Here is a 22,887-nt window from a genome sequence, read left to right on the forward strand (position 1 = left end):
TGGGGGCGCAAACAGGGGTCGGCTTACGAATGGTCCTGTTTTGCGTGATGATTCGGTTGGGCGTGCTTGCAGCGCGGGCCGGTGGTGTTCGGTTCGATGCCGCGCCGATTCGCCATCGATCGGCCGACGTCGATGAGCACCTCGCGGGCGAGCACCTCGGCGGCGAGGGGAAAAATCACCTCGTCCTCCTCGGCTATGTGGCGAACATAGGTCGCGTGCAGCGTGGCAAGTGTCTCGCGCAGCTCGGCCAGCGGGGCGGCAGGCAGCGTGCCCTCGTCCAGCCAGCGCTGCATCAACTCGGCGACGCGGGCGTGCGCGGCGTCTGCCTTGTCGTGGTCGGCCTCAAGCAGGGCAATCCGACGCAACGCCTCCGCGACCCGCGGATCGTCCGCGTGACGTCGAAGCGCCGGAAAAAGCGACTGCTCCTCGTCGGCAGTGTGATGCGGCGCGGCGTTGGCGAAGTAACGCAAGGCAGACTCGGCCGCCTCGCGATACTCACTGCCCATCGCCTCGCCGCGGCATTCGTCGGCGACACGCAGCAGCAAGGAGAGGAACTTCTCAATCCGGCGATGACAGTCCATCAACACGCGGATCGGCTCGTCAAACCCGGCTAACGCCCCCTGCCCCAGTGTCACAGCCATGATGTTGCTCGTTTCGTGGTGCCCGGATTAAAACAGGACAAATACATACACATATCCCTTGACTAGCAGCCTAGCACTCGTTAATCTGCCTGTCAAGAGTTAAATGTCTTGATATCCACCTTGTTGGGCCGGCCATGCTTCTCCTCTCCAAAACCTCCGAGTACGCCCTCCGAGCGGTGGTCTGCCTGGCCAGCCATCACGGCGAGCCCATCGTGACCAGCCAGTTGGCGGAGCTGACCCGTGTCCCAGCGGGCTACCTCTCGAAGGTGCTCCAGCAACTGGGCCGCGGCGGTCTGGTGCAGGCCCAGCGCGGCTTGCACGGCGGCTTTTCGCTGGCTCGGCCACCGGCGGAGATGACGATTCTGGACGTACTGAACGCGGTCGACCCCGTGCCGCGCATCCGCGGCTGTCCGCTGGGCCTCAAGTCACACGGCACGAACCTGTGTCCGCTGCATCGCCAGTTGGATGATGCCCTGGCCAGCATCGAGCAGGCCTTCGCGGGTTCGACCCTTGCGGACCTGCTGAACGAGCCGACGGACAGTCCACCATTGTGCGAAGCCGACACAACCGCGAACAAACAGCGCCTGCACGTTCGGCAAGTCGTCCGACCGCCGATCCGTGGCGAATCGTGAGTGGGTGACCCGAGTCATGAAGGAACTGCAACGATGAGCCAACCGCACGCCACTGTGAACACAAACGGCCACCATGACGCGCCATCGTCACGATCAAGCCTCGCCGGCACCGTCTATCGCCGGTACTTCCTGGGGGCCATCTCGTGGCGCGGCTGGCGTGCAGCGAAGCAACGCCCCGATGGGCTGAGCGATGAAGGCGAAGCCGTGCCCGCCCGGTTGGCGTCGTATCACTTTGTCGCCGACGTGGTGCGCTGGTATCCGCAGACGATCGAGGTGCTCGCACGCGTTGGTTTTACGCCCATTCGCAGCGCGCTGTTGCGAGCCACGCTCGCGCGGCGCATCACGCTCGCCCAGGCAGCCATGATTGGGCGTGTGCCGTTGGCGACGCTGCTTGAAGTGCTCAACGACGCCATTGACGCGCCGCCGGAGAGCGACGCCGCTCCCGCGGCCGCGTGTTCCGGTCTTTGTCACCAGTGCAGTTGCTCTACTGAGCACACCGCCCCTGCCTCCAAGAGTCCAGTTGTCGGAGCCCACGTATGAAGCCGGAAGTGATTAAATCCATCGGTTGGGGCGTGCTCACGGCCGGCATCGTGGCGGTGATGTGCGTCGTCGGCTCGCGACGATTGCAGAACTTCGACGCCGCGCTGGTCGGCTATACCTTCGCCACGCTGTTCGCCATCTTCGGCATCACGTACCGCTACGCGATGTGGCTGCAACGGCCGCCGACGGCCCTCTACTTCAAACGCGGCTGGCAGATGTTCCTCCTGCCACGCTTTCTCGCACGCAACCTGCTCGTGTGGGGCCAGCGCGTCACCTCCGCCTTCGCACTGAACCAGTTCATCTGGCGACGCGGCAAGATGCGATGGGGCGCACACTGGCTGATCATGGTCGGCTGCCTCATGGCCGCGAGCATCACCTTCCCGCTCGTGTTCGGCTGGGTGCACTTTGAAAGCCCGCCAGACCAGTTCGACTACTACATTGCCTACCTCTTCGGCTTCCCGACGGTGACGTTCCACGTCGACTCGCTGTTTGCCAAGTTCATCTTCCAGGGCCTCGTCTGGGCCGCATTCCTGGTCATCGCCGGCGTCATGCTCGCCTTTCGCCGACGTATGCGCGACCACGGCGCAATCAGTGTCCAGCAGTTCGGCGAAGACATTTTGCCGTTGATCCTGCTGTTCGCCATCAGCATCACCGGCCTGGCGATCTGGGCCAGCTACAAGTGGATGCACGGCTACGCCTACGAGTTCCTCGCCATCATCCACGCCGTCACCGTCATCTTCACGCTGCTCTGGCTGCCGTTCGGCAAGTTCTTCCACATCTTCCAACGACCCGCGCAGCTTGGCGTGTCTTTCTACAAAGACGCCGGCGAGCGCGGCGAGCAGGCCCGCTGTGCCCGATGCAACGAGCCTTACGCCTCGCAGCTTCACGTGGACGACCTGATCACCGTCGAGCGACAACTCGGCTATCGCTACGAAATGGATGCGGAATCCGGAGTTGATCACTACCAACGCATCTGCCCCAAGTGCCGGCGGGCGATGCTGGCCCTGGCCCAGGGCCGGTTGTGGCAGACGGCGCGATCGGAATCGGTGTAGGGCAGGGCTTGCCCTGCCAGGATTGTGCATCAGACATACGAACACCATGGCAGGGCAAGCCCTGCCTTACGACACGGCGAAAGTCACCATGGCCACTGAACCCACCACCGAACTGCCTATCATCGATCGCTTCGGCCCGCACCTGTCCCGAATGGCCGGCGTTCGGCTGGACACCGGCGCGGAGCCGGACAAACTGGTCAAGACGCACTGCTGTTTCTGCGGTCAGCAGTGTGGCATTCAATTAAAGGTCAAGGACAACGAAGTCATTGGCTTTGAACCCTGGGAAGACTTCCCGTTCAACAAGGGCATGCTCTGTCCCAAGGGCGTGAAGCGCTACCTGCAAGGGTCGCACCCCGACCGCCTGCTCAGCGCCATGGTCCGCGACGGCAAGGCGGCGGGCGGCTTCCGCAACGTCGGGTACGACCAGGCGATCAAGCAAGTCGCAGGCGCAATCGAACGTATTCAGCGCGAGTATGGGCCGGATGCGTTCGGCATGCTCAGCGGCGCGAGCCTGACCACCGAGAAGACATATCTCATGGGCAAGTTTGCTCGTGTGTGTCTGAAGACCAGCAACATCGACTACAACGGCCGACTGTGCATGGTCAGTGCTGCGGCGGGTAACAAGAAGGCTTTCGGCATCGATCGCGCTGCCAACCCGTGGAGCGATATTCCCAAGGCGGAGGTCCTCTGGATTGCCGGCTCGAATGTGGCCGAATGTTCGCCGATCACGACCAGTTATGTCTGGCAGGCACGCGAGAACGGGGCGAAGATCATCGTCGTCGATCCGCGCATCACGCCGATCGCCCGCACCTGCGATCTGTTTTTGCCGGTGAAGCCGGGGCGTGACATTGCGCTGTTCAACGGCATATTGAACCTGATGATCGAGCACGACTGGCTCGACCACGACTTCATCGAGAACCACACCGTCGGCTTCGACGCGCTGGCTGAGCACGTGCAGCAGTGGACGCCGAAGCGCACCGCCGAGGTGACTGGCATTGCGGAGAAGAACATCCGCCAGGCGGCCGAGTGGTGGGGCCAGGCGAAGACCAGCTTCCTCATGCACGCCCGCGGGATTGAGCATCACAGCCACGGTGTGCAGAACGTGCTCGGTGCGATCAACATCGTACTCGCCTCCGGCCGCATCGGCCGCGAAGGCTGCGGCTACGCCACCATCACCGGGCAGGCCAACGGACAGGGCGGTCGCGAGCACGGCCAGAAATGCGACCAGCTCCCCGGCGCCCGCGACATTGCCAACCCCGAGCACCGCGCCCACGTTGCCAAGGTGTGGGACGTCGACCCTGACAGCATCCCCGGCCCGGGTGTCGACGCGTACGAAATCTTCCGCAAGATCGACCGCGGCGAAATCAAGGGCCTCATCTCGCTTTGCTTCAATCCCAAGGTTTCGCTGCCGGACAACGCGTTCGTGCAGCGCTGTCTGGAGAAGCTGGACTTTTATGTCGCCATCGACTTTTTCCTGAATGAGACGGCCCGGCATGCCGACGTGGTGCTGCCCGGTTCGCTGCAGGAAGAAGACGAGGGTGTGGTCACGCAGATCGAAGGCCGAGTGATCAAGATCAACAAGGCGGTCGAGTGTCCGGGCGATGCGAAGCAGGATTGGCGGATCATTCAGGACATCGCCAAGGCGCTCGGCCGAACGCATGGCATGACCTTTTCCGGCCCGCGCGCTATCTTCGAAGAACTCCGCGCTGCCAGCAAAGGCGGCGTCGCGGACTACTCCGGCATCACGTGGGAGAAGGTCGAGCAGAACTACGGCGTGTTCTGGCCCTGCCCGAGTGAAGATCCCGAAGGCAAGCCGATCGACCATCCGGGCACGCTACGGTTGTTCGAGCCGGGCACGTGGAATCCGATCGCCAAGGGAGCGGGCCCGTTCTACTTCCCGGATGGCAAGGCGCGGTTCAATGTGGCTGCATACTCGCCGCCGACGGAGGATGTGGATGATGAATATCCGATCATCCTCACGACCGGCCGAGTGGTAAGCCAGTTTCTCTCCGGCACGCAGACGCGGCGGATCGGGCCGTTGGTCGATCAATACCCCGAGCCGCGCATGGAGATGCACCCGCGTCTGGCGAGCAAGCTCGGCATCGCCGACGGTGAGTGGGCCACCGCCGAAAGTCGTCGGGGGACGTGTACGCTCAAGGCGCAGGTGGTGCAGACGATTCGGCCGGACACGATCTTCATTCCTTACCACTGGGCCGGCCGTAAGAGCGCGAATCAACTCACGATTTCGGCGCAGGACCCGATTTCCAAGATTCCCGAATACAAGGTCTGCGCGGTGCGTGTGAAGAAGGCGGACGGTCCGCCGGCGTATGACGCCGAGTTGGAAGCGCAGCAGTAGCGAATGTGTCTGATGTTTGAATAGCCGAGGCCGAACCATGCCTGTACCTGAACACTTTGATTTCTTTGTCGACCCGAACCGCTGCATCGGCTGCCAGGCGTGCGTCCAGGCGTGCGCCGAGTGCGACACGCACAAGGGGCGGCCGATGATTCACCTTGAGTATGTCGAACGCAGCACATCGACGCAGACCGTGCCGGTGATCTGCATGCACTGTGACTCGCCGACGTGTGCCGAGGTCTGCCCCGCCGACGCGATCAAGAAGACCGGCGACGGCGTGGTGCAGAGTGCGCGTAAGCCGCGCTGCATCGCGTGTAACAATTGCGTCATCGCCTGCCCCTTTGGTGTGCCGAAGATGCAAAGCGATTTCGAGTTGATGATGAAATGCGACATGTGCTACGACCGCACGAGCGTGGGCAAGCGGCCGATGTGCGCGACCGTCTGCCCCAGCGGGGCACTGTTTTACGGTACGCGTGAGCAGGTTGAGCAGTTGCGGCCGCGGTCGCGACCGATCAACACGTTTCAGTTCGGTCACCAGACCATCACAACGAAGGTGAACATGATGGTGCCTGCCGGCCCTGGCGGCACCCCTGGAAGCAGCTCGGCCGAGTATGTCGATGTCACCAGTGCGATGCATGACGAATCGGCCGCGGGAGGAAGCGGTAAGCGCGTACGGCTGAATGTGCTTGAGGACAGCCTGTTCCAGTTCGAGTCTGACGCAGTTGAGGAGCCTGATGATGCCGCCACGACAACCTGACGAACTTTCCAAAGCGCCCGATGGCAAGCCGATGGACCAGCAGCCCAAGTGGCGGCAGGACTTTCCCATTGACGTGCCGCAGGACAACTACGTTTCCCGTCGCGATTTCACCAAGTTCATGGTGCTCACCAGCGGCGCGTTCGTGGTCGGCCAGTCGTGGATCGGCCTGCACAACCTGATGCGACGCTTTCGCGGCAAGCCGCCAGAGCAGCCGATCGCCTCGATCGACGACGTGCCGGTGGGCACAGCCATGAGCTTCCGCTACCCGCGCTACGAGCACTGCATTCTCATCAGGCCCGACGAAGATACGCTGGTCGCGTTCAACTCCAAGTGCACACACCTGCATTGCCCCGTACGGCCGCAGCTGGAAACGGGTCGGCTGAACTGCCCCTGCCACAACGGCTACTTCGACCTGTACACCGGTCGACCGCTCGCCGGCCCGCCGCGTCGCCCGCTGCATCGCATCACTCTCGATATTCGTGACCACGTGATTTACGCCACCGGCGTGGAGGTGCAACCGGTATGAACCATCGCCAAACGACATCACCGCCGAGCGCGCAGCGCCGCCAGCCGCTTTCGCGTGAGCAGCGAATGACCGTGCTGTACGGCATTCTCTGTTTCGTGCTCACGCTGGTGGTCGTGCAACTCTGGCTGCTCACCGCCACGATGCACGCGTACCTCGGCGGCGACATGTCGTTGATCATCCCCGCCGGCCTGGCCAGCGTCATCTGCCTCGCGCTGAATCTCGGCTTGCTTCGCTACCTCTACGCGTTGGAGCGACCATGACACATCAAGCTGCAACCTTGCGTGAGAGTGCGAAGCGGGCAACACCACCTGCCGCGACCGGCCGTGTCATCGAACACTGGAACCCGGAAGACGAAGCGTTCTGGCAGTCGACCGGCCGACGCATTGCCCGACGCAACTTGTGGATCTCCATCCCCGCGCTGCTGCTGGCGTTCGCGGTGTGGATGATCTGGAGCGTGCTGGTGGTCTACCTGCCGCTCGTCGGGTTCACGTACAGCCAGCCGCAACTGTTCTGGCTCGCGGCGCTACCGGCGCTGTCCGGCGCGACGCTGCGCATCTTCTACTCGTTTATGGTGCCCCTGGTTGGTGGGCGACGGTGGACTGCGATCAGCACCGGCTCATTGCTTATTCCCGCGATCGGCATCGGACTGGCTGTGCAGAACCCGGCTACGCCGTTCTGGGTCATGGCGACGCTCGCGCTGCTGTGCGGGCTGGGCGGGGGCAACTTCGCATCGAGCATGGCCAACATCAGCTTCTTCTTTCCCAAGAAAGAAAAGGGCACGGCGCTGGGCCTCAACGCCGGGCTGGGCAACCTCGGCGTCAGCGCGACGCAGTTCATCGTGCCGCTGGTGATCACAATCGGCGTGTTCGGCTTCCTCGCAGGCTCACCGCAACAGGCCACGGGTGAGAGCACGCTCTGGCTGCAAAACGCCGGCTTCATCTGGGTGCCGTTCATCCTCATCGCGGCGATCGCGGCGTGGTTCGGCATGAACGACCTCGCCAGCGCCCGCGCGTCGGTCCGCGAGCAGGCGGTCATCTTCAAGCGCAAGCACAACTGGCTGATGTGCTGGCTATACATCGGGACGTTCGGCTCGTTCATCGGCTACTCGGCCGGCCTGCCGCTGTTGATTCGTGGCCAATTTCCCGACATCAACGCGGCGCAGTTCATCTTCCTCGGCCCGTTGATCGGCGCGCTGATCCGCCCGCTCGGCGGCTGGATGAGCGACCGCTTCGGCGGGGCACGGGTGACGCTCTGGAACTTCATCGCCATGGCCATCGCCGCCCTCGCCGTCGTGCTCACGCTGCCGCGCGGTGACTATGCGGGCAACTTCCCATTGTTTCTCACACTGTTTCTCGTGCTGTTCGCCACCACCGGCGTCGGCAACGGCAGCACGTTCCGGATGATCCCCGTGATCTTCCTCAACCAGCAGCAGCACAACGCCGACCCCACGCCCGAAGCCCAGGCCCGGGCCACCCAGCGCGGCGCGAAAGAGGCCGCGGCGGTGCTCGGCCTGTCGTCGGCGGTGGGGGCGTATGGCGGGTTTGTCATCCCGTACAGCTACGGATGGGCCATCGCCGGCACGGGCGGCCCCGCCGCGGCGCTCTACGGCTTCGTTGTGTTCTATGCGACCTGCGTGGGAATCACCTGGTGGTACTACGCCCGTCGCGGCGCGGAAGCGCCGTGCTAGCGCAGCGAGGGTCAACGTCCGATTGCCAATGATGCCTTCCGACAACCAGGAGACGGGTCGCCATGACCACCGCCACGCCCACATCCATCTCACCGGGGAGCCTGTCGGAGGCCAGCGCCGCCAACCGCGTGCTCTGGTTGTCGACGACGGCGTTTACGCTGATGTTCGCCGTGTGGTTGATGTTCGGCATCCTGGCTATCCCGTTGCGCGATGAGCTGGGATTGTCTGCGGTGCAGTTCTCGTGGCTCGCCGCGATCGCGATTCTCAACGGTTCACTCTGGCGACTGGTGTTCGGCATCCTCACCGATCGCTATGGCGGCCGACGTGTGTTCACCGTACTGGTGCTGCTGACGGCTGTGCCGACGTTTCTGGTCAGCTATGCCCAGACCTACACCCACCTGATGCTCTGCGCGTTTCTCCTGGGGCTGGCGGGCAACTCGTTCTCGGTCGGCATCGCGTGGAACGCGGCGTGGTTCCCCACGAAACGGCAGGGCTTCGCGCTCGGCGTGTTCGGCGCGGGCAATGTCGGCGCGTCGGTGACCAAGTTCATCGCGCCGGTGGTGATCGCGATCGTGCCGACAGTTGGCTGGTTGGGCGGCGTCGTGCCCGGCGGATGGCGGTTCGTGCCGTTCCTCTATGGCATCCTGTTGCTGGGCATGGCGGCTGCGTTGTGGTGGATGAGCCCGGCGCGCGACCGGATGCCGGGCCAGGGGCGAGCGCTGTCGGCCATGCTTCAGCCATTACGCTGCATGCGCGTCTGGCGGTTCAGCCTCTACTACGTCGTCGTCTTCGGCGCGTATGTCGCGCTGGCGGTGTGGCTGCCGCGCTATTACCAGGATGTGTACGGCCTCGCGCTGGGGCCGGCGGCGCTGCTCACGGCGCTTTTCATCTTCCCCGCGAGCCTGTTGCGGCCGCTGGGCGGTTACTTCTCAGACTGCTTCGGCGCACGACGGGTGATGTACTGGGTGTTCGGCGGGATGACCGCGGCGACGCTGTTGCTGGCGTTGCCGGAGATGCACATCACCGTCCCTGCCGCCGGCGGGCAGGTTTATCAACTGTCGCTTGGTTTGAATGTCTGGCTGTTCACAGCGCTACTGTTCGTGGTCGCGGTGGGCATGGGCATCGGCAAGGCGGCAGTGTACAAGTACATCCCCGACTACTTCCCGAAAGACGTCGGCGCCGTCGGCGGACTGGTGGGCATGCTTGGGGCGCTGGGCGGGTTCCTGCTGCCGCCGGTGTTTGCCTATTTTGAGTCGTTCAGCGGCGTGCCGCAGGCAACGTTCTTCGCCTTGTTCGTGGTGACGGCCCTGAGTCTGTTGTGGCTGCACGTGACAGTGCTGCGACTGTTGCGCGAAGAGGCGTCCCACGTGCGGCATGAGTTCGACCTGCCGACCGCGAGCGGGCCGACGATCACAGCCAGAAACGATGCGTGACTTCGACGCGGAATGTGTTACTGTCTTCTACCGTCACAAAGCCGACGCGCCAGGTCATAAATACAATCGGGAAGTTGCTGCACCACTATGTTTCAAGACGTTTACGGACGACGCATCGGCCACCTGCGCCTCTCGCTGACCAAAGCGTGTGCGATGCGCTGCACATACTGTCGGCCGGCCAAGCTCAGCCATCCGCGTAACGAGCCGACCCTCTCCGTCGACGAGATTGAAAACCTGGTTCGTCACCTCGCGATGCATCACGGCCTGCACAAGGTTCGGCTGACCGGCGGCGATCCGACGAGTCGGCCGGAGCTGACCGAGATCATCGGCCGAATCAGTGGCGTGCCGGGCATCGACGATCTGGCGATGACGACCAATGCGCTGACGCTGCCACACCGGGCACGTGAGTACGCCGAGGCGGGCTTGCATCGCATCAACGTTTCGCTGGACACGCTGAACGCCGAGCGTTTCGCGAAGCTGACCGGCGTGGACGGTCTGGAGCGCGTCCTGGCCGGGCTCGACGCGGCGGAGGCGGCGGGGTTGGTGCCCATCCGGATTAACTGTGTCGTGGTGCGCGGGCAAAATGAGAAGGACTTGCCGAGCCTTGTCCGATTTGCCGCCGATCGCGGGTTTGAAGTGCGGTTTATCGAGTTGATGCCGATGGGACCGTTGGCCGACCAGTGGGCGGACCGCTACGTGCCCGAGGCACAGATGCGCGAGCAGATGGATGAAGTCGTCTGTCATTGGCAACCACTGGAGCAGGGGCACGACGCGGCGCGACGGTATCGTGTGGTACTGGATGATGGCAGCGAAGCAACGGTCGGCTTCATCACGCCGATGAGCTGCAACTTCTGCGCTGCGTGCAACCGCATCCGCGTCGCGGCCGATGGCATGTTGTACCCGTGTCTGATGGATAAGCCAGCGCACACGTTGCTGCCGGCGCTCCGGCCGCGGTTTGACAGCGAACAACTCGACGAGCTGATCGCCATGGGCCTGCAGCAGAAACGACAAGAGCACCCCCACGATGGTTTTGTCGTGATGACCCACATAGGAGGTTGAGCCGTGGCCGACGAGACCGACGAGACCGACGTGTCCAACGCGTCCAATGCGATGCCGATGCAAGTGACGGTTAAGCTGTTTGGCCCGCAGGCGAAGCTGGTCGGGCGAGAGGCGGTCACGCTGACGCTTGATGGTGTTGAGCCGACTTGCCTCGCGTTGCGTGAGGCGTTGGCCGAGGCCGAGCCGACCTTGGCGGCGAGCCTGCCGAGCAGTCGATTCGCGGTGAACCACGAATATGTGGCCGAGGGCCATCGCATCCGCCGCGACGATGAGCTGGCGCTGATCGGCATGATCAGCGGCGGGTAGCAATTGAACGCGCTGTCGACGCGAAGTAGGCTGTACCGTCCGACATTGAACGCCATGAGTAACCGTTGCCAGAGGCGTGACGCATGAGGCGATCGGGATGACCGGAATCGAACTGGTGATCCTGGCGGTACTCGTGGCCGGGCTGGCAGCGCTGTACGCATCGGTCGGCCACGGCGGCGCGTCGGGCTATCTGGCTGCGATGGCGATGCTCAGCGTCGCACCGGCGTCCATGAAGCCCACCGCCCTGATGCTGAACATCCTTGTGGCCGGGCTCGCGACGGTGCAGTTCGCCCGGGCAGGGCACTTCGTCTGGAGCCGATTCCTCCCGTTCGCCATCGCGTCAATGCCACTGGCTTTCGTCGGCGGCATGATCGCTTTGCCGACGTGGGCCTATCAGCCACTGGTGGCGGCGGCGCTGATCTGGGCAGCGTGGCGGCTGGCGTCGACATCCACTGTGACGATGGATCCGTCTCGGCGCGTGCCGATTGCACTGGCGTTGACAGCGGGGGCGTTGATCGGTTTGATCTCCGGCCTCACCGGTGTGGGGGGCGGTATCTATCTCAGTCCGTTGCTGCTGCTGGCCGGGTGGGCGACGGCGCGGCAGACCGCCGCCGTCGCTGCCGCGTTCGTCTTCGTCAACTCCATCACAGGGCTGACCGGCCATCTGCTCGTCGGCGGTGAAATGCCGTGGCCGTTGATCGCATGGACCGCCCCCGCCGCGGTGATCGGCGGCGTCATCGGCGCACGACTCGGCAGCCAGCGCCTGGCAACCCCCGCCATTCGTCGGTTGCTTGCGGTGGTTCTGCTCGTGGCCGCTGTGAAGCTGGCGGCTCCGCTATGGCAGGGCTGAGGGAGGATTGCGAAAACGGACTATAAAAAGACTACTTAGTCTTGATATTCTGTCCGTATCGACGTAGCATGCCGATATCAATTGCAACCGCTTTCGCCCCGAGACGCTCCGTCGGCCGTCGGTGCGAAGGCGTGTTCAGGCAGGTCGGGTCATGCCGCTTTATCAACTGCCGCCGAGTTTCGACTTCGACACCAGTCCGCTGCTGGTGTTCTATGAGTTGACGCGTGCGTGCGACCTCGTCTGCCGACACTGTCGGGCGTGTGCACAGCCGCGCCGACATCCTAACGAGTTGAGCACGCAGCAGGCGTTCGCCTTGCTCGACCAACTCGCCACGTTTCCGCGCCCGCCGCTGCTCGTCCTCACCGGCGGCGATCCGCTCAAACGCGCGGACCTGTTCGAGATCATCCGGCACGGACGGCAACTCGGGCTCAGCGTCGCCTTGACGCCGTCCGCCACGCCGCTGGTCACGCTTGACGTCCTGGCCCGGCTCAAAGCCGAAGGCCTCAACCGACTGGCGGTGAGCCTCGACGGCGTCGACACGTCCACGCATGATGCCATGCGCGGCGTCTCGGGCAGTTTCCTCCAGACCTTGTCCATCCTTTGCGACGCCCGCGACCTCGGCCTGTCGACGCAGGTGAACACCACCGTCACGCAGCGTAACCTTGATCAGCTTGACCGCATGGCTCACCAGCTTGCGCTGTTCGACATCGCGCTCTGGTCGCTGTTTTTCCTCGTCCCCGTCGGCCGAGGGCGCGTCGAACCGCGGTTGTCCGCCGAGCAGTACGAGCAGGCGTTCGAGATACTCTGGCGGCAGTCGCAAACGCAGCCCTACGCGATCAAGACCACCGAAGCGCCGCACTATCGACGATTTGTGCTCCAGCATGCCGACACCTTGCCGCGCGTCACCGCCGCGGCCGGCGGAGTTGGAGGCCCGACCGGGCCGCCGATGACCGGCGTACGCGACGGCAACGGCGTCATGTTCGTCAGCCATGTGGGCCAGGTTTTCCCCAGCGGGTTCATGCCCATCACCTGCGGCCGATTTCCACAAGACTCCGTGGTTGATGTCTATCAGCATGGCGAACTGTTCAAGCAGCTGCGCAATCCTGACGGTTTCCGTGGCAAGTGTGGCGTGTGCGAGTTCCGGCATGTCTGTGGCGGGAGTCGAGCGCGGGCCTACGCCGTCTCAGGCGACCCGCTCGCTTCCGAGCCGGATTGCAGCTTCGTACCGGAGGCCGTTGCCGCCGCAAGCCGATAGGCGAACGATTTACAGCACGGTGCGCAACTCGAAAGTGATACGGACCGACATGCTCAGCGTCAGCAATCTTCTATGCGATCATCAGGCGGGTAATGAGACTTTACGTTACGGGCACACCGGCGTGCGGTCGGCTGAGTCGGCCGACGGCGTGCCTCGGCCGGTCGTGGTGTGGGCGGTGACGAAGGCGTGCAACCTGCGGTGCGTGCACTGTTATGCCTCGGCGGATGCGAACGCCGCGCCGGGTGAGTTGACGCATGAGGAAGGTCGGACGCTGCTGGAAGATCTGCGGCAATTCGACGTGCCGGCTGTGTTGTTCAGCGGTGGCGAGCCGTTGGCTCGGCCTGACGTGTTGGAGTTGATGGCGTATGGACAGTCACTCGGGCTCAACTGCACGCTGTCGACCAACGGCGTGCTCATCGACGACGCGATGGCCGACCGGTTGGCCGACCTCGGCCTGCGCTACGTGGGCATCAGCCTCGACGGCATGCGCGTGACCCACGACAAGCTGCGCGGCATGCGCGGCGCGTTCGACGCCAGCCTCGCGGCCATCGACCGTTGCCGGGCGCGCGGCCTTCGTGTTGGTGTGCGGTTTACGGTGCACGCACTCAACGCCGACCAGCTCGAGCCGTTATTCAAACTCTGCCGAGCGCACGATGTGCAGCGGTTGTGCATCTATCACCTTGCCTACGCCGGCCGGGGCGGCAAAATGCAGAAGGTGGATCTGACGCGCCGGCAGACACGCAAGGTCGTCGATCGCATCTTCGCGCTCACGCGACGTTTCCACCACGAAGGCTGCCCGCTGGAAGTGCTCACCGTGAGCAACCATGCAGACGCGGCCTATCTGGTCATGCAACTCGAACATGAGAACCCGATCATGGCCGAGCGAGTCCGCCGTCGGCTGGAAGGCACGGGCGGCAACCGCTCGGGTTGCAACATCGCCTCGATCGATCCGGTGGGGCAGGTTCACTATGACCAGTTCAGTTGGCATTACAACTGCGGCAACGTGCGTGATAAACCGTTCAGCCGCATCTGGACCGACGCGGACGATGCCCGCCTGGCTGCGCTGCGCGACCGCCGACCGCACCTGCCGGCCCGCTGCCGGGGATGCCGGTTTCTCGAACTGTGCAACGGCAACCTCCGCACGCGAGCCGAGGCCGCCACGGGCGACTGGCTGGGCATGGACCCGAACTGCTACCTCGACGACCGCGAAGTGGGCTGCTTGAGCAAGGCCGTGTGACGCAATGCACCGACGCCCTGGTGGGCTGAACGTCTGCCGATGTTCACCATCGTCAGCTGCCGGCTGACGGTGCACAAAAAAAGCCCCTCGGCGGCGTGCCGAAGGGCTTTTGGTCGGGCGATATACATCATGCCGGCGAGGGGATAGCAGTCTTCGACGACGCCCGTCGCTACGGGCTGGCGCTTGTTGACCTGCTTAAGATCGCATTGGACGCCTGCGGCCGCTCAACGTCAGCAACCCTCCTACAACCAGCAAGCCCAGCGACGCCGGCTCGGGAATCACCACATTCGTCAAGCGAACTTCGCCGTTGTCTGTAAGAAACTGATCGTAGCTGAAACCTTCCGCAGGCAAATCACCCAGCAAGAGGTTCGGCGTACCGCTGAGTGTGCCTTCATACGTCATGAGGACGAGCGTGTCGCCATCATTCCACGTGCCATCGTGTGTAATGTTGAGGACAAAATCATTCAAGGTCACGTCACCATGGCGCGTGCCATTGGTGATAATCGTTTCCTCGCCAAGCGTGTTGTTGGTGAAGTCAGTCGCGATCAGTTCGATCAAACCGCTCGCGCCTGAGCCGATCGTGTAGCTGAGGTTGATGCCACTTTCGCCGACAAACTCACCTGCGACAATCGTTTTGTCATTGATATCGAGCGTTGAGCCTTCACGCACAGCGAAGGTTGCTTCGGTGCTGAGGTTGTGCGTGAGCACGATGTTGCCGACGTTGTCCGAATCCACACCGACATTGAAATTCGTGGCGGTAATGCCCGTGCGCTCGATATGTACCACGCGTGCGGTATTGGGGTTGCCCTGGAAAGTGATGTGCCCACCATCGAGCAGGTTGACGAGATAGCGGGTCCCGTCCTGATACTCGTAATCGTGATTGCCCGACACATAGTCGTGGTAATCGCCGCCGACCCAGATGTGCGGATCTGCATGGTTCGCATTTGTCGTAAACCGCAGGGTTGATGGACTGTTCGGATTGGTGGAAGGGTGGATGGTGAACGAATTACGAATCCGAAAGACTTCATCGCTGCTTTGCGAGTGGCCGTAGCGAACACTCATGACCGAACGACTGGAATTCGTGTCGTCGCCGAGAATGAAATGGCCCAAGCCGTTCCAGGGGAAAAGCGCTGCTGTGGGATTACCGGTGCCCGGCGTGTTTGCATAGTGATAGGTGGAGTTGATGTCCCAGTTGCCGGCAACGAATGTCTTACCGCTTTGATCGCCGGACGTTCGCACGGTGACATCCGCACCAATGTTGGTTTGGACAGCAAATTGGCGATGATCACGCAGTTCAATCGTCGCAGGCCCATTGCTTGTGGTGAATGAAACAGGGGTGGCGAAAATGCTGGTGCGCGGGCTGCCATCGGGGTTGTTCCCCGTATTGATATTCACCCAGTCTGGGAACGCGAGGGTGTGCCCATTGAGATCGACAACGAACTTGCTGGCGTCTCCCGTCTGATTCTGGAAGTACGCGCGATTGTTAAATGTTCCAGTATCCGAGCCCGCAACCGTCAGATTGCCACCAAGTTGTAGCGTGTTGATGAAATCCACGTCCTGGTGAATCCAATCTAAACGATCGATGGTGTAATTACCTTCGGGCGTGATGATCGTGCGGTCGCCGGTAAGCTCATCCGTAACAAACGCGTGATCGCTGGTTCCGGGCGTCGAGGAGCCGCTCCAGTTGTTGGGGTCATCCCAGTTCACCGTCCCGGAGGTCGGTCCGTCCCAAGTGATGTTTGCCGCGGTTGCAGTCTCCACCGCCAGACCGGACGCCAGGCACGCCGCCAACACGCTGTGTGCAGCACGAGCGATCTTCATATTCTTTCGACCCATTTTCATTGGTGTACCCATATCGAATCCTCCTTTGTGCTTATGCAATCTTCTTGAAATGATTCACTTTGAGCCTTGTGCCCCGTCTTATTAAATGGAGCGAAGTTAAGCATACTGATCACAGCATTGGGTTCCAATGCTTTAATCGCCAATCTATTTGCTTATTCCGATTATCGAAACGATCGCTCATATCTCAGCGTGCTTTTAAGAGAACGCATGGCGGCTTGCCGCTGCATCAGACGCAGCGGCAAGCCGCTGATCAAGGTCGGCGGTGCGTGGCGTCGTTGCGTTCGGTTCATGCAGGGACGGATAATTCGCTTGATTTCATTGACAGCGATCTGTGATAATTGTAGTATTTATTCGAAACCTGTATGTATAACAAAAGTATTACATTAAATGGCTAAGCGATCCGCCCTCGAAATTGAAATCCGTCGTGACCTGACCCGGGGGCGTTATGGGCAGGTGGGCGATCCGTTCGTCAGTATCCGAGAAATGGCCCGTCAGAAGGACGTGTCTTTAAAGACGTCGTTTCTGCTTTACGAGACGCTCAAGGCGGAAGGCTGGATTGCCCGCGAGGGCCGCGGCTTTGTGATCCAACGGATTGTTCCCCTAAAAAGTAATACAAAAAAGCCGTTGTTGCTTGGTTGTGTCGTCCCGTCGCTGGACAACGCCTACTTTGCACGGCTGGTGGATCATCTGGAGGAAGCGGCCAGCCGATTCGGGGCCAACCTGCTGGTGGCTACCAGCCATTACGACTTTGCGCGGGAGCAGCAGCGTCTCACCAGTCTGGTTCAGCATGGCGTGAACGGGCTATTGATTTGTCCTCGCGCGCAGGCAGTGGATGAAGCCTGGTATCAGGCACTGAAAGTGCCTTGTGTCATGATCGGCCGTCGACTCCAGCAATGGGAGGTGGACACGATCATGGTTAACAATCAGCCGGCGGCCCAGGCGGTGGCTGGCCATCTGATCGAGCAGGGGGCCACGCGCTTCGCCTACATCGGTCAGCAGGGTATTGAGTCGGATGAACGTCTGCTCGGCTTCCGGGCTGGACTTCTGGCTGACGATCTGCTTCTCGAGCCTCAGGACATGATCCAGGTGGATCACACCGATCATGAAGCTTGTGAAGAAATGGTTGGTGAGTTGCTGTCCCGCCGTAAACGCGGTCGCCTTGGCGTATTTTGCTATCACGATCTGTTGGCGACGCGGGTGTTGAATCTCTGCCATCAACGCAAGATCTCCGTGCCCGATCAGGTGTTGATCGCTGGCTTCGACAATCTGCCGATCGCACGGGAAACGTTCCCGTCGCTGACGACGGTTCGCTATCCCATTCGGGCGATGGCGCAGATGGCGGTGGAAGCCCTGCACGCAAAAATCCAGTTTCCTGGTCAGACATCAAAAATTCTTCGATATCTGGAAGCGGAACTGATCGTCCGCGGTAGCACTGCTGCTGGCCTTGAGCCTCAAGAGGCCGGAGATGCGGGGGGCCCGCACTCGTTTCTGGAAGCTCCGTTTCACGTTGCAAGGAACTAGCCTCGCGGTCCTTGCGAAGGCATGGATGAACATCATGTATGTAAAACGCCCCTGCTTCCTGTCCGCCAACATGACGGCCGTTGCGCTCTTGATCGCGATGTTGTGCTCAATAGTTCACGCTCAAGTTCTTGTCGCCTCGGAAGCCGCGGCCGCGCCGTCGTCGACGGGCCGAGCATGGCTTACCGAGTCGTACCTTCATGTGGCGATCGGTGAGTACGAGGCCCGTTTCGCGAAGGCGTCAGCGTGGACGTTGGCCGCTGTGAGCTATCGCGGCGAGGAGCTGCTCAACGAAACCGGCGCGTATCAGAGTGTGCTCAATGTCGAGGTGGAGAAAACCGGCGACGAGCGGCCTGACCCTTGGATCGGCACGGGACACGGGAAGGAGGTCGTTGTTTCTCTGTCGCTCGAAGTAGATGGGGAGCCGTATGCTCTGAGCGAACATGAGACAGGCCCATGGGAACGCAGTGGTCGCAGCTTCACGTTAGTCAAGGAATCAGACCTGGGCCCATACCGCCATACTGCACGCGTCGAATTGAATGAGAACGGGCTAAGTGAAGACATGCACTTTGAATTCCAAGGCCCGGAGATGTCAATCAACTTCATGTACGTCTTCATGCACTGCTTCGGCAAGCAACTCGAACAGTGGTACGTCGAACGAGCGGACGGCCAGCGGCAGCATGGTACGTTTCTTTCCGACAACAGCTTCTCACTGCGTCGAGATATCCGCTGGGCGGCGATGTATGCGCCGGAGCTGAAAATGGGTGTGGTCTATGCCTACCCCGAAGCGTACGCCGGGGATCCGCCGGACCGCAATTTCTTTTGGAATCGTCCGCATCACAGCAAACTTTATTTGCGCGTGATGCCGCCGCAGGGAGAAGGCGTGAGCTTCAGTTATCGCGTTCGACTGAGCGGATTCGAAGCATCCAATGATGACTGGAACGCAGTGGCCGAGCGTCTGGCGGCCGAACTTGCCGAGAAAAAATGATCGCGCTGAAGTCCAAACCCTGAAGCAGAGCGGTGTGTGACTGAGTTTCAGTTTTAACCCGCGACTGAGTGAACCTCGTACCCTCGCACGGAGTCGTTTGAAATGCCGGTGACACAGACATCGATCAGCTACTATGGCCTGAATTATGTAGAACATGCCGAGCAGGATTTCACTGAAATGCTTGAGCACGGCTGCACCACCGTCATCCTGGCGGTGACAGAATTCGACTTTGATTTCTGGCGACCCAATATCTCTCGCATCGTTGATAAAGCCCATGAAATGGGGCTGCGCGTTTTGATCGACCCATGGGGGATCGGAAAATACTTCGGCGGCGAGCAGGTCAGCCTGTTTCTGCAGAACAACATTGAGAACCGACAGGTCTCGGCGTTGACCGGTGAGAAACTCATTGCGGCCTGCTTTAATACGCCTTCGTTCCGTGATTACTTCCAGCGATTCTGCCTGACACTGGCAGGTGAGACCAATGCGGACGGCTTCTTCTGGGATGAACCGCACTACGCTTTGCCGAAATCGTTTGCGTCGATCACCGGCGGAACCGGCGAAGATTGGGCTTGCCGATGCTCGGTCTGCCAGCAGAAGTTCCACGCCTACTACGGCTATGAAATGCCGCGATTGATGACCGATGACGTCAAGCAATTCCGTTGGCGCGAGGCCCTTTTCATTCTGGAAGACACTTCCCGGAAGATCAAGGAACTCAAGCCTGAAATGGAAATCACCTGCTGCGTCCATGCAACACTCAATTCCTATTACGTCACGGAACAGCGCGGCTATGACAACTGGGATATGGTCGCCGCCAGCCCCTATTTCGACGTGTTCTCCACCACGATCATCAGTTGGGAACTGCCCGACCATTTCTTCGAGCACATCACGCGACGCACGGTGGAAATCGCTCAGAAGTACGGCAAGGCTTCCGAACGCTGGCTGATGGGGTATTACAAGCAGCCTGCCGACTTTGACCAGATCGATCGCGTGGTTGACTTGTACGAATCGCTCGGCGTGGACCGCCTGTCCGCCTGGACCTACCGCGGCGGCCACGGCACGGTGCTCGCTGCGCCGGATGCCCTGAAGCTATGGCGACGCATCGGTGACAATTACCAGCGGGTTCTTCGCAAGAAAGGATGAGCGGCATGCTGAAGATCTTCATCCCGTCCGAAACCGGAATCTGCCGTATCGCCGCAGATGCGTTTTCGTCGCTCTGGTTTCAGGTGACAGGGCAGCGCCTTGCCGTGACCACCGAACCCGACTCGCAGGGTGATCTGATTGTCCTGGGTTCGGACGCCGTGAATGCATATGCATTCGAAAAAATCATTGACAACACCATTCGTGACTTCTCGATCACGACGGATGCCGATGATTACGAAATCGTGTCCGCGACGGATAACGGGAGAAAGCTCCTGTTCCTCGCTGGCGGACGTCCGCGTGCACTGCTGTATGCGGTTTACCGCTTCTTTGAGCTTCGGGCGGATTGTCGATACTTCTGGGATGGCGATATTGTTCCCAAGCGGGAGCATATCGACATATCCGATTTGCATATCCACGAAAAACCACGGTTCGAATATCGCGGGTTGCGATACTTCGCTCACCGGGGCTTGAACCGTTTCCAGGCAGAGCACTGGAGTTTCGACGAGTGGAAGCAGGAAATTGACTGGATTATCAAAAAGCGCATGAACCTTTTCATGTTGCGCATTGGGTTCGACGACCTGTTCCAGAAGGCGTTTCCAGATATTGTCAGCGATCCGGGATATGAAGTGCCCGAGTCCATCGAGCGTTCTTATAACGATCGCGATCTTTTCTGGAGCATGGAAATACGCAGCGAGTTGCGTCGAAAGATTCTTGCTTATGCGCGTGAGCGCGATCTGATTCATCCGGAAGACACCGGGACGATGACGCATTGGTACAGCCGAACACCGAAGGATTACCTGGAGAAGGTAAAGCCGGACTTCCTGCCGCAGACCACGTCCAGCTATAGTGAAGACACCGGCCTGGTCTGGGACATTCGGCAGGACAGACATCTCGATGCGTACTTTCAATTGACGGAAGCGCATATCCGTGAATACGGATCGCCGGAGATGTTTCATACCATCGGGCTGGCTGAACGTCTTTGTTACGCTGACCGCAAGTCAAACCAGCAGCTCAAGCGATACGCCTACCGAAGGATCATCAGCAATCTGCGAAGCAAGTATCCCAATGCGCCATTGCTCGTTGCGAGTTGGGATTTCCCGATGCGGTGGACGTCGCCTGAAGTGCGTGAATTGCTGGCAGAGCTGAATCCGCTGAACACGCTGTTGTTTGATTACACCTCTGACAGCGGCGATGAGGAGAACACGTTTCAGGATTGGGGCGTGGTCGGAAAGTTTCCGTGGATATTCGGGATATTCCATGCCTACGCGCCCAATACGGAATTGCGAGGGAACTATGACGCCCTTGAGCGTCGGCTGCCGATTGCTGCTGACGATCCGATGTGCAAGGGGATGGTTCTATGGCCGGAGTGTTCGCACAGCGACACGCTGATGCTGGAGTATCTGGCTGCGAACGCGTGGGATCCGAGTGCGGACAACATCACGATCCGCTCTTTCCTCGAATCGTTCTGCAGCAGCCGATATCCAACGCAGGGCGCAGAGATGGCGAGCCTTTGGCGGGCCATGCTTCCGATCATCAGTATCCGCTACTGGAGTCATCAGTTCTCCGAGGTGTTTTTCGCACCGCTGGATCAACTGTTCAAACGCGGCGAAACCCTCGTCGATCATGCGGATGCGTTCATTGAATCGCATCGAGAGCCGATTCGGGCTGTTCCGGAGATTTTCCGGGCGCTGGCGGCGATGCCTTTCGAAGACGCGCATGCGTTTGTTCAGCGTGACATGATCGACATGGCAAGAACGGCGGCGACGCGGGTGTTGAGCTTCGGCTACTTCCGTGTGGTGCGCGAGCTTCACGGATGGTCCGATGGCGAGGGCAACCGCGATCACATTCTCGCGATGATGGCAGCCAACCGAACCATGGTCTCGCTGCTGGGCGACCTGCTGGCTGCGGACAACACATACTCGCTTTACGCTTCATTGCAGGATCTTGGCGAGAAGTATCCGTGCAACCCAAAATTTGAAAAGACGCTGAAGGGGAACGTCGAGAACAACTATTGCCGGACTTATGTCACCGAGTTGTTCAAGGCGGTCTATCTGCCGGAGCATGACGTGGCAACGCAGAAGATTCAGGAGCATCTCGACGCGGGCCATCGTCCATGGCCGACGTATTCCGAAGCGGAAATCATCGAATGGCAGAAGCGCGTCGCGGATTCGTTTTATGAGCGCCCCCTGAAAGATATGGCCCCCGATCAGCAGAAGGCGGTTGAAGGCCTTTCAAAGTGTCTGAATGCAATGGCGGATGGAACTGAGGCGATTATCGATATCGCAAACCGCGTGAAGGAGGTGACTCATGGCAACATTGAATGATTTCGGATACGTGCAAGCGGTTTTTAAAAACCTTAAAAAGGTAACCGACGAGCAAGGCGACAACATCAAGAGCGCGGCGGCACTCATGGCGGACGCCATCGAGCAGGACCGTCTGATCCACGTCTATGGCGGCGGCGGGCATACGACACTGGTCATGGGCGAAATGTTCTTTCGTGCCGGCGGGCTGAGCAACATCAACCCACTGATGGAAACCGGGCTATCGGTGTTTAATCAGGCGCTCAAGTATCTGGAGTTGGAGCGCTGCGTGAACTACGGCCGATCGATTCTGAAGTATTACGATCTGCAGCAGGGGGATCTGATGATCCTCTTTCACAATATCGGCATTAATGCCGCCACGATCGACGCTGCCATGGAAGCGAAAGAAAGCGGTGTAAAGATCATCGCTGTCTCCAGCTCTTATTGGCAGAATGAAATGCCTTCGGACCATTTCATTCGACATCCGTCGGGGAAGAATCTGTTCGATCTGGCGGACGTCTGCATCGACGACTACAACCCGGTGGGCGACGCGGTTGTGGAAGTTCCCGGCTGCGAAGCGCCTATCGGTCCGGTGTCGAACCTGGTGGACTTTGCGATCGCCCATCTGCTGGAGATCGAGTGCGTTCGTCAGTGTGTCGAGCGCGGGATTGAGCCGCCGGTCTGGAACAGCGCCAATGCGCCAGGCGGTGATGAAAAGAACCGACGATACGTTGAAAAATATAAGCCCCGCGTCAAATCGCTGTAAGGAAT

21 protein-coding genes are annotated in these 22,887 nt (G+C 60.7%); 19 read left to right on the plus strand and 2 right to left on the minus strand.

The genetic code is table 11. From position 1 onward, the window contains the following. Positions 1-23: 23 nt before the first annotated feature. Positions 24-641, minus strand: a complete 618-nt coding sequence (locus ACERK3_10585; protein MFA9478742.1) for a hemerythrin domain-containing protein — start codon at positions 639-641, stop codon at positions 24-26. A 134-nt stretch (positions 642-775) separates the two neighbouring features. On the opposite strand from ACERK3_10585, the gene ACERK3_10590 reads away from it, so the two are divergent. The 14 genes from ACERK3_10590 to ACERK3_10655 all read left to right on the plus strand — a co-directional run bounded on the left by ACERK3_10590 (position 776) and on the right by ACERK3_10655 (position 14,328). Beyond that, positions 776-1,273, plus strand: a complete 498-nt coding sequence (locus tag ACERK3_10590) for an Rrf2 family transcriptional regulator (protein ID MFA9478743.1) — start codon at positions 776-778, stop codon at positions 1,271-1,273. Positions 1,274-1,306: 33 nt separating this feature from the next. Then, positions 1,307-1,813: a DUF1858 domain-containing protein gene (locus tag ACERK3_10595; protein MFA9478744.1), complete on the plus strand. Its 507-nt coding sequence runs from the start codon at positions 1,307-1,309 to the stop codon at positions 1,811-1,813. Next, a complete protein-coding gene (locus tag ACERK3_10600) occupies positions 1,810-2,865 on the plus strand; it encodes an MFS transporter (protein ID MFA9478745.1) in 1,056 nt (351 codons plus the stop codon). The genes ACERK3_10595 and ACERK3_10600 overlap by 4 nt, the downstream gene beginning before the upstream one ends. Before the next feature lie 88 nt (positions 2,866-2,953). Next, on the plus strand, positions 2,954-5,221 hold the full coding sequence (locus ACERK3_10605) for a molybdopterin oxidoreductase family protein (protein MFA9478746.1): 2,268 nt from the start codon (positions 2,954-2,956) through the stop codon (positions 5,219-5,221). A gap of 37 nt (positions 5,222-5,258) precedes the next feature. Further along, positions 5,259-5,975: a 4Fe-4S dicluster domain-containing protein gene (locus tag ACERK3_10610; GenBank protein ID MFA9478747.1), complete on the plus strand. Its 717-nt coding sequence runs from the start codon at positions 5,259-5,261 to the stop codon at positions 5,973-5,975. Continuing rightward, positions 5,953-6,501 carry a ubiquinol-cytochrome c reductase iron-sulfur subunit gene (locus ACERK3_10615; protein MFA9478748.1) on the plus strand — a complete coding sequence of 183 codons (549 nt, stop codon included), beginning with the start codon at positions 5,953-5,955 and terminating at the stop codon, positions 6,499-6,501. The genes ACERK3_10610 and ACERK3_10615 overlap by 23 nt, the downstream gene beginning before the upstream one ends. After that, positions 6,498-6,761 carry a DUF6755 family protein gene (locus tag ACERK3_10620; GenBank protein ID MFA9478749.1) on the plus strand — a complete coding sequence of 88 codons (264 nt, stop codon included), beginning with the start codon at positions 6,498-6,500 and terminating at the stop codon, positions 6,759-6,761. Before ACERK3_10615 ends, ACERK3_10620 begins: the two co-directional genes overlap by 4 nt. Then, positions 6,758-8,188 (plus strand): NarK family nitrate/nitrite MFS transporter, encoded by a 1,431-nt coding sequence (locus ACERK3_10625; GenBank protein MFA9478750.1) that lies wholly within the window; start codon positions 6,758-6,760, stop codon positions 8,186-8,188. Before ACERK3_10620 ends, ACERK3_10625 begins: the two co-directional genes overlap by 4 nt. Positions 8,189-8,250: 62 nt before the next feature. After that, positions 8,251-9,621 carry a nitrate/nitrite transporter gene (locus ACERK3_10630; protein MFA9478751.1) on the plus strand — a complete coding sequence of 457 codons (1,371 nt, stop codon included), beginning with the start codon at positions 8,251-8,253 and terminating at the stop codon, positions 9,619-9,621. Positions 9,622-9,708: 87 nt separating this feature from the next. Next, on the plus strand, positions 9,709-10,680 hold the full coding sequence (gene moaA, locus ACERK3_10635; GenBank protein ID MFA9478752.1) for a GTP 3',8-cyclase MoaA: 972 nt from the start codon (positions 9,709-9,711) through the stop codon (positions 10,678-10,680). A gap of 3 nt (positions 10,681-10,683) precedes the next feature. Next, positions 10,684-10,986, plus strand: coding sequence for a MoaD/ThiS family protein (locus ACERK3_10640; GenBank protein MFA9478753.1), 303 nt, complete (start codon positions 10,684-10,686; stop codon positions 10,984-10,986). Between the two features lie 97 nt (positions 10,987-11,083). After that, positions 11,084-11,836: a sulfite exporter TauE/SafE family protein gene (locus ACERK3_10645; protein ID MFA9478754.1), complete on the plus strand. Its 753-nt coding sequence runs from the start codon at positions 11,084-11,086 to the stop codon at positions 11,834-11,836. Positions 11,837-11,987: 151 nt separating this feature from the next. Beyond that, entirely contained in the window at positions 11,988-13,091 is a 1,104-nt protein-coding gene (locus ACERK3_10650; protein MFA9478755.1) for a TIGR04053 family radical SAM/SPASM domain-containing protein, read from the plus strand. Between the two features lie 49 nt (positions 13,092-13,140). Continuing rightward, entirely contained in the window at positions 13,141-14,328 is a 1,188-nt protein-coding gene (locus ACERK3_10655) for a radical SAM protein (GenBank protein ID MFA9478756.1), read from the plus strand. 195 nt (positions 14,329-14,523) lie between these two features. Here ACERK3_10655 and ACERK3_10660 read toward each other — a convergent pair whose 3' ends face one another. Beyond that, positions 14,524-16,182: a PEP-CTERM sorting domain-containing protein gene (locus ACERK3_10660; GenBank protein MFA9478757.1), complete on the minus strand. Its 1,659-nt coding sequence runs from the start codon at positions 16,180-16,182 to the stop codon at positions 14,524-14,526. A gap of 375 nt (positions 16,183-16,557) precedes the next feature. On the opposite strand from ACERK3_10660, the gene ACERK3_10665 reads away from it, so the two are divergent. The 5 genes from ACERK3_10665 to ACERK3_10685 all read left to right on the plus strand — a co-directional run bounded on the left by ACERK3_10665 (position 16,558) and on the right by ACERK3_10685 (position 22,882). Beyond that, on the plus strand, positions 16,558-17,691 hold the full coding sequence (locus ACERK3_10665) for a substrate-binding domain-containing protein (protein MFA9478758.1): 1,134 nt from the start codon (positions 16,558-16,560) through the stop codon (positions 17,689-17,691). Positions 17,692-17,725: 34 nt separating this feature from the next. Beyond that, positions 17,726-18,676 (plus strand): hypothetical protein, encoded by a 951-nt coding sequence (locus ACERK3_10670; protein MFA9478759.1) that lies wholly within the window; start codon positions 17,726-17,728, stop codon positions 18,674-18,676. A gap of 102 nt (positions 18,677-18,778) precedes the next feature. Continuing rightward, positions 18,779-19,816, plus strand: coding sequence for a hypothetical protein (locus tag ACERK3_10675; GenBank protein MFA9478760.1), 1,038 nt, complete (start codon positions 18,779-18,781; stop codon positions 19,814-19,816). Positions 19,817-19,821: 5 nt separating this feature from the next. Beyond that, positions 19,822-22,140 (plus strand): alpha-N-acetylglucosaminidase TIM-barrel domain-containing protein, encoded by a 2,319-nt coding sequence (locus ACERK3_10680; GenBank protein ID MFA9478761.1) that lies wholly within the window; start codon positions 19,822-19,824, stop codon positions 22,138-22,140. Then, positions 22,124-22,882, plus strand: coding sequence for a sugar isomerase domain-containing protein (locus tag ACERK3_10685; GenBank protein ID MFA9478762.1), 759 nt, complete (start codon positions 22,124-22,126; stop codon positions 22,880-22,882). The genes ACERK3_10680 and ACERK3_10685 overlap by 17 nt, the downstream gene beginning before the upstream one ends. Positions 22,883-22,887 lie beyond the last annotated feature (5 nt).

The organism is Phycisphaerales bacterium AB-hyl4 (assembly GCA_041821185.1).
GTDB lineage: Bacteria > Planctomycetota > Phycisphaerae > Phycisphaerales > Phycisphaeraceae > Natronomicrosphaera > Natronomicrosphaera hydrolytica.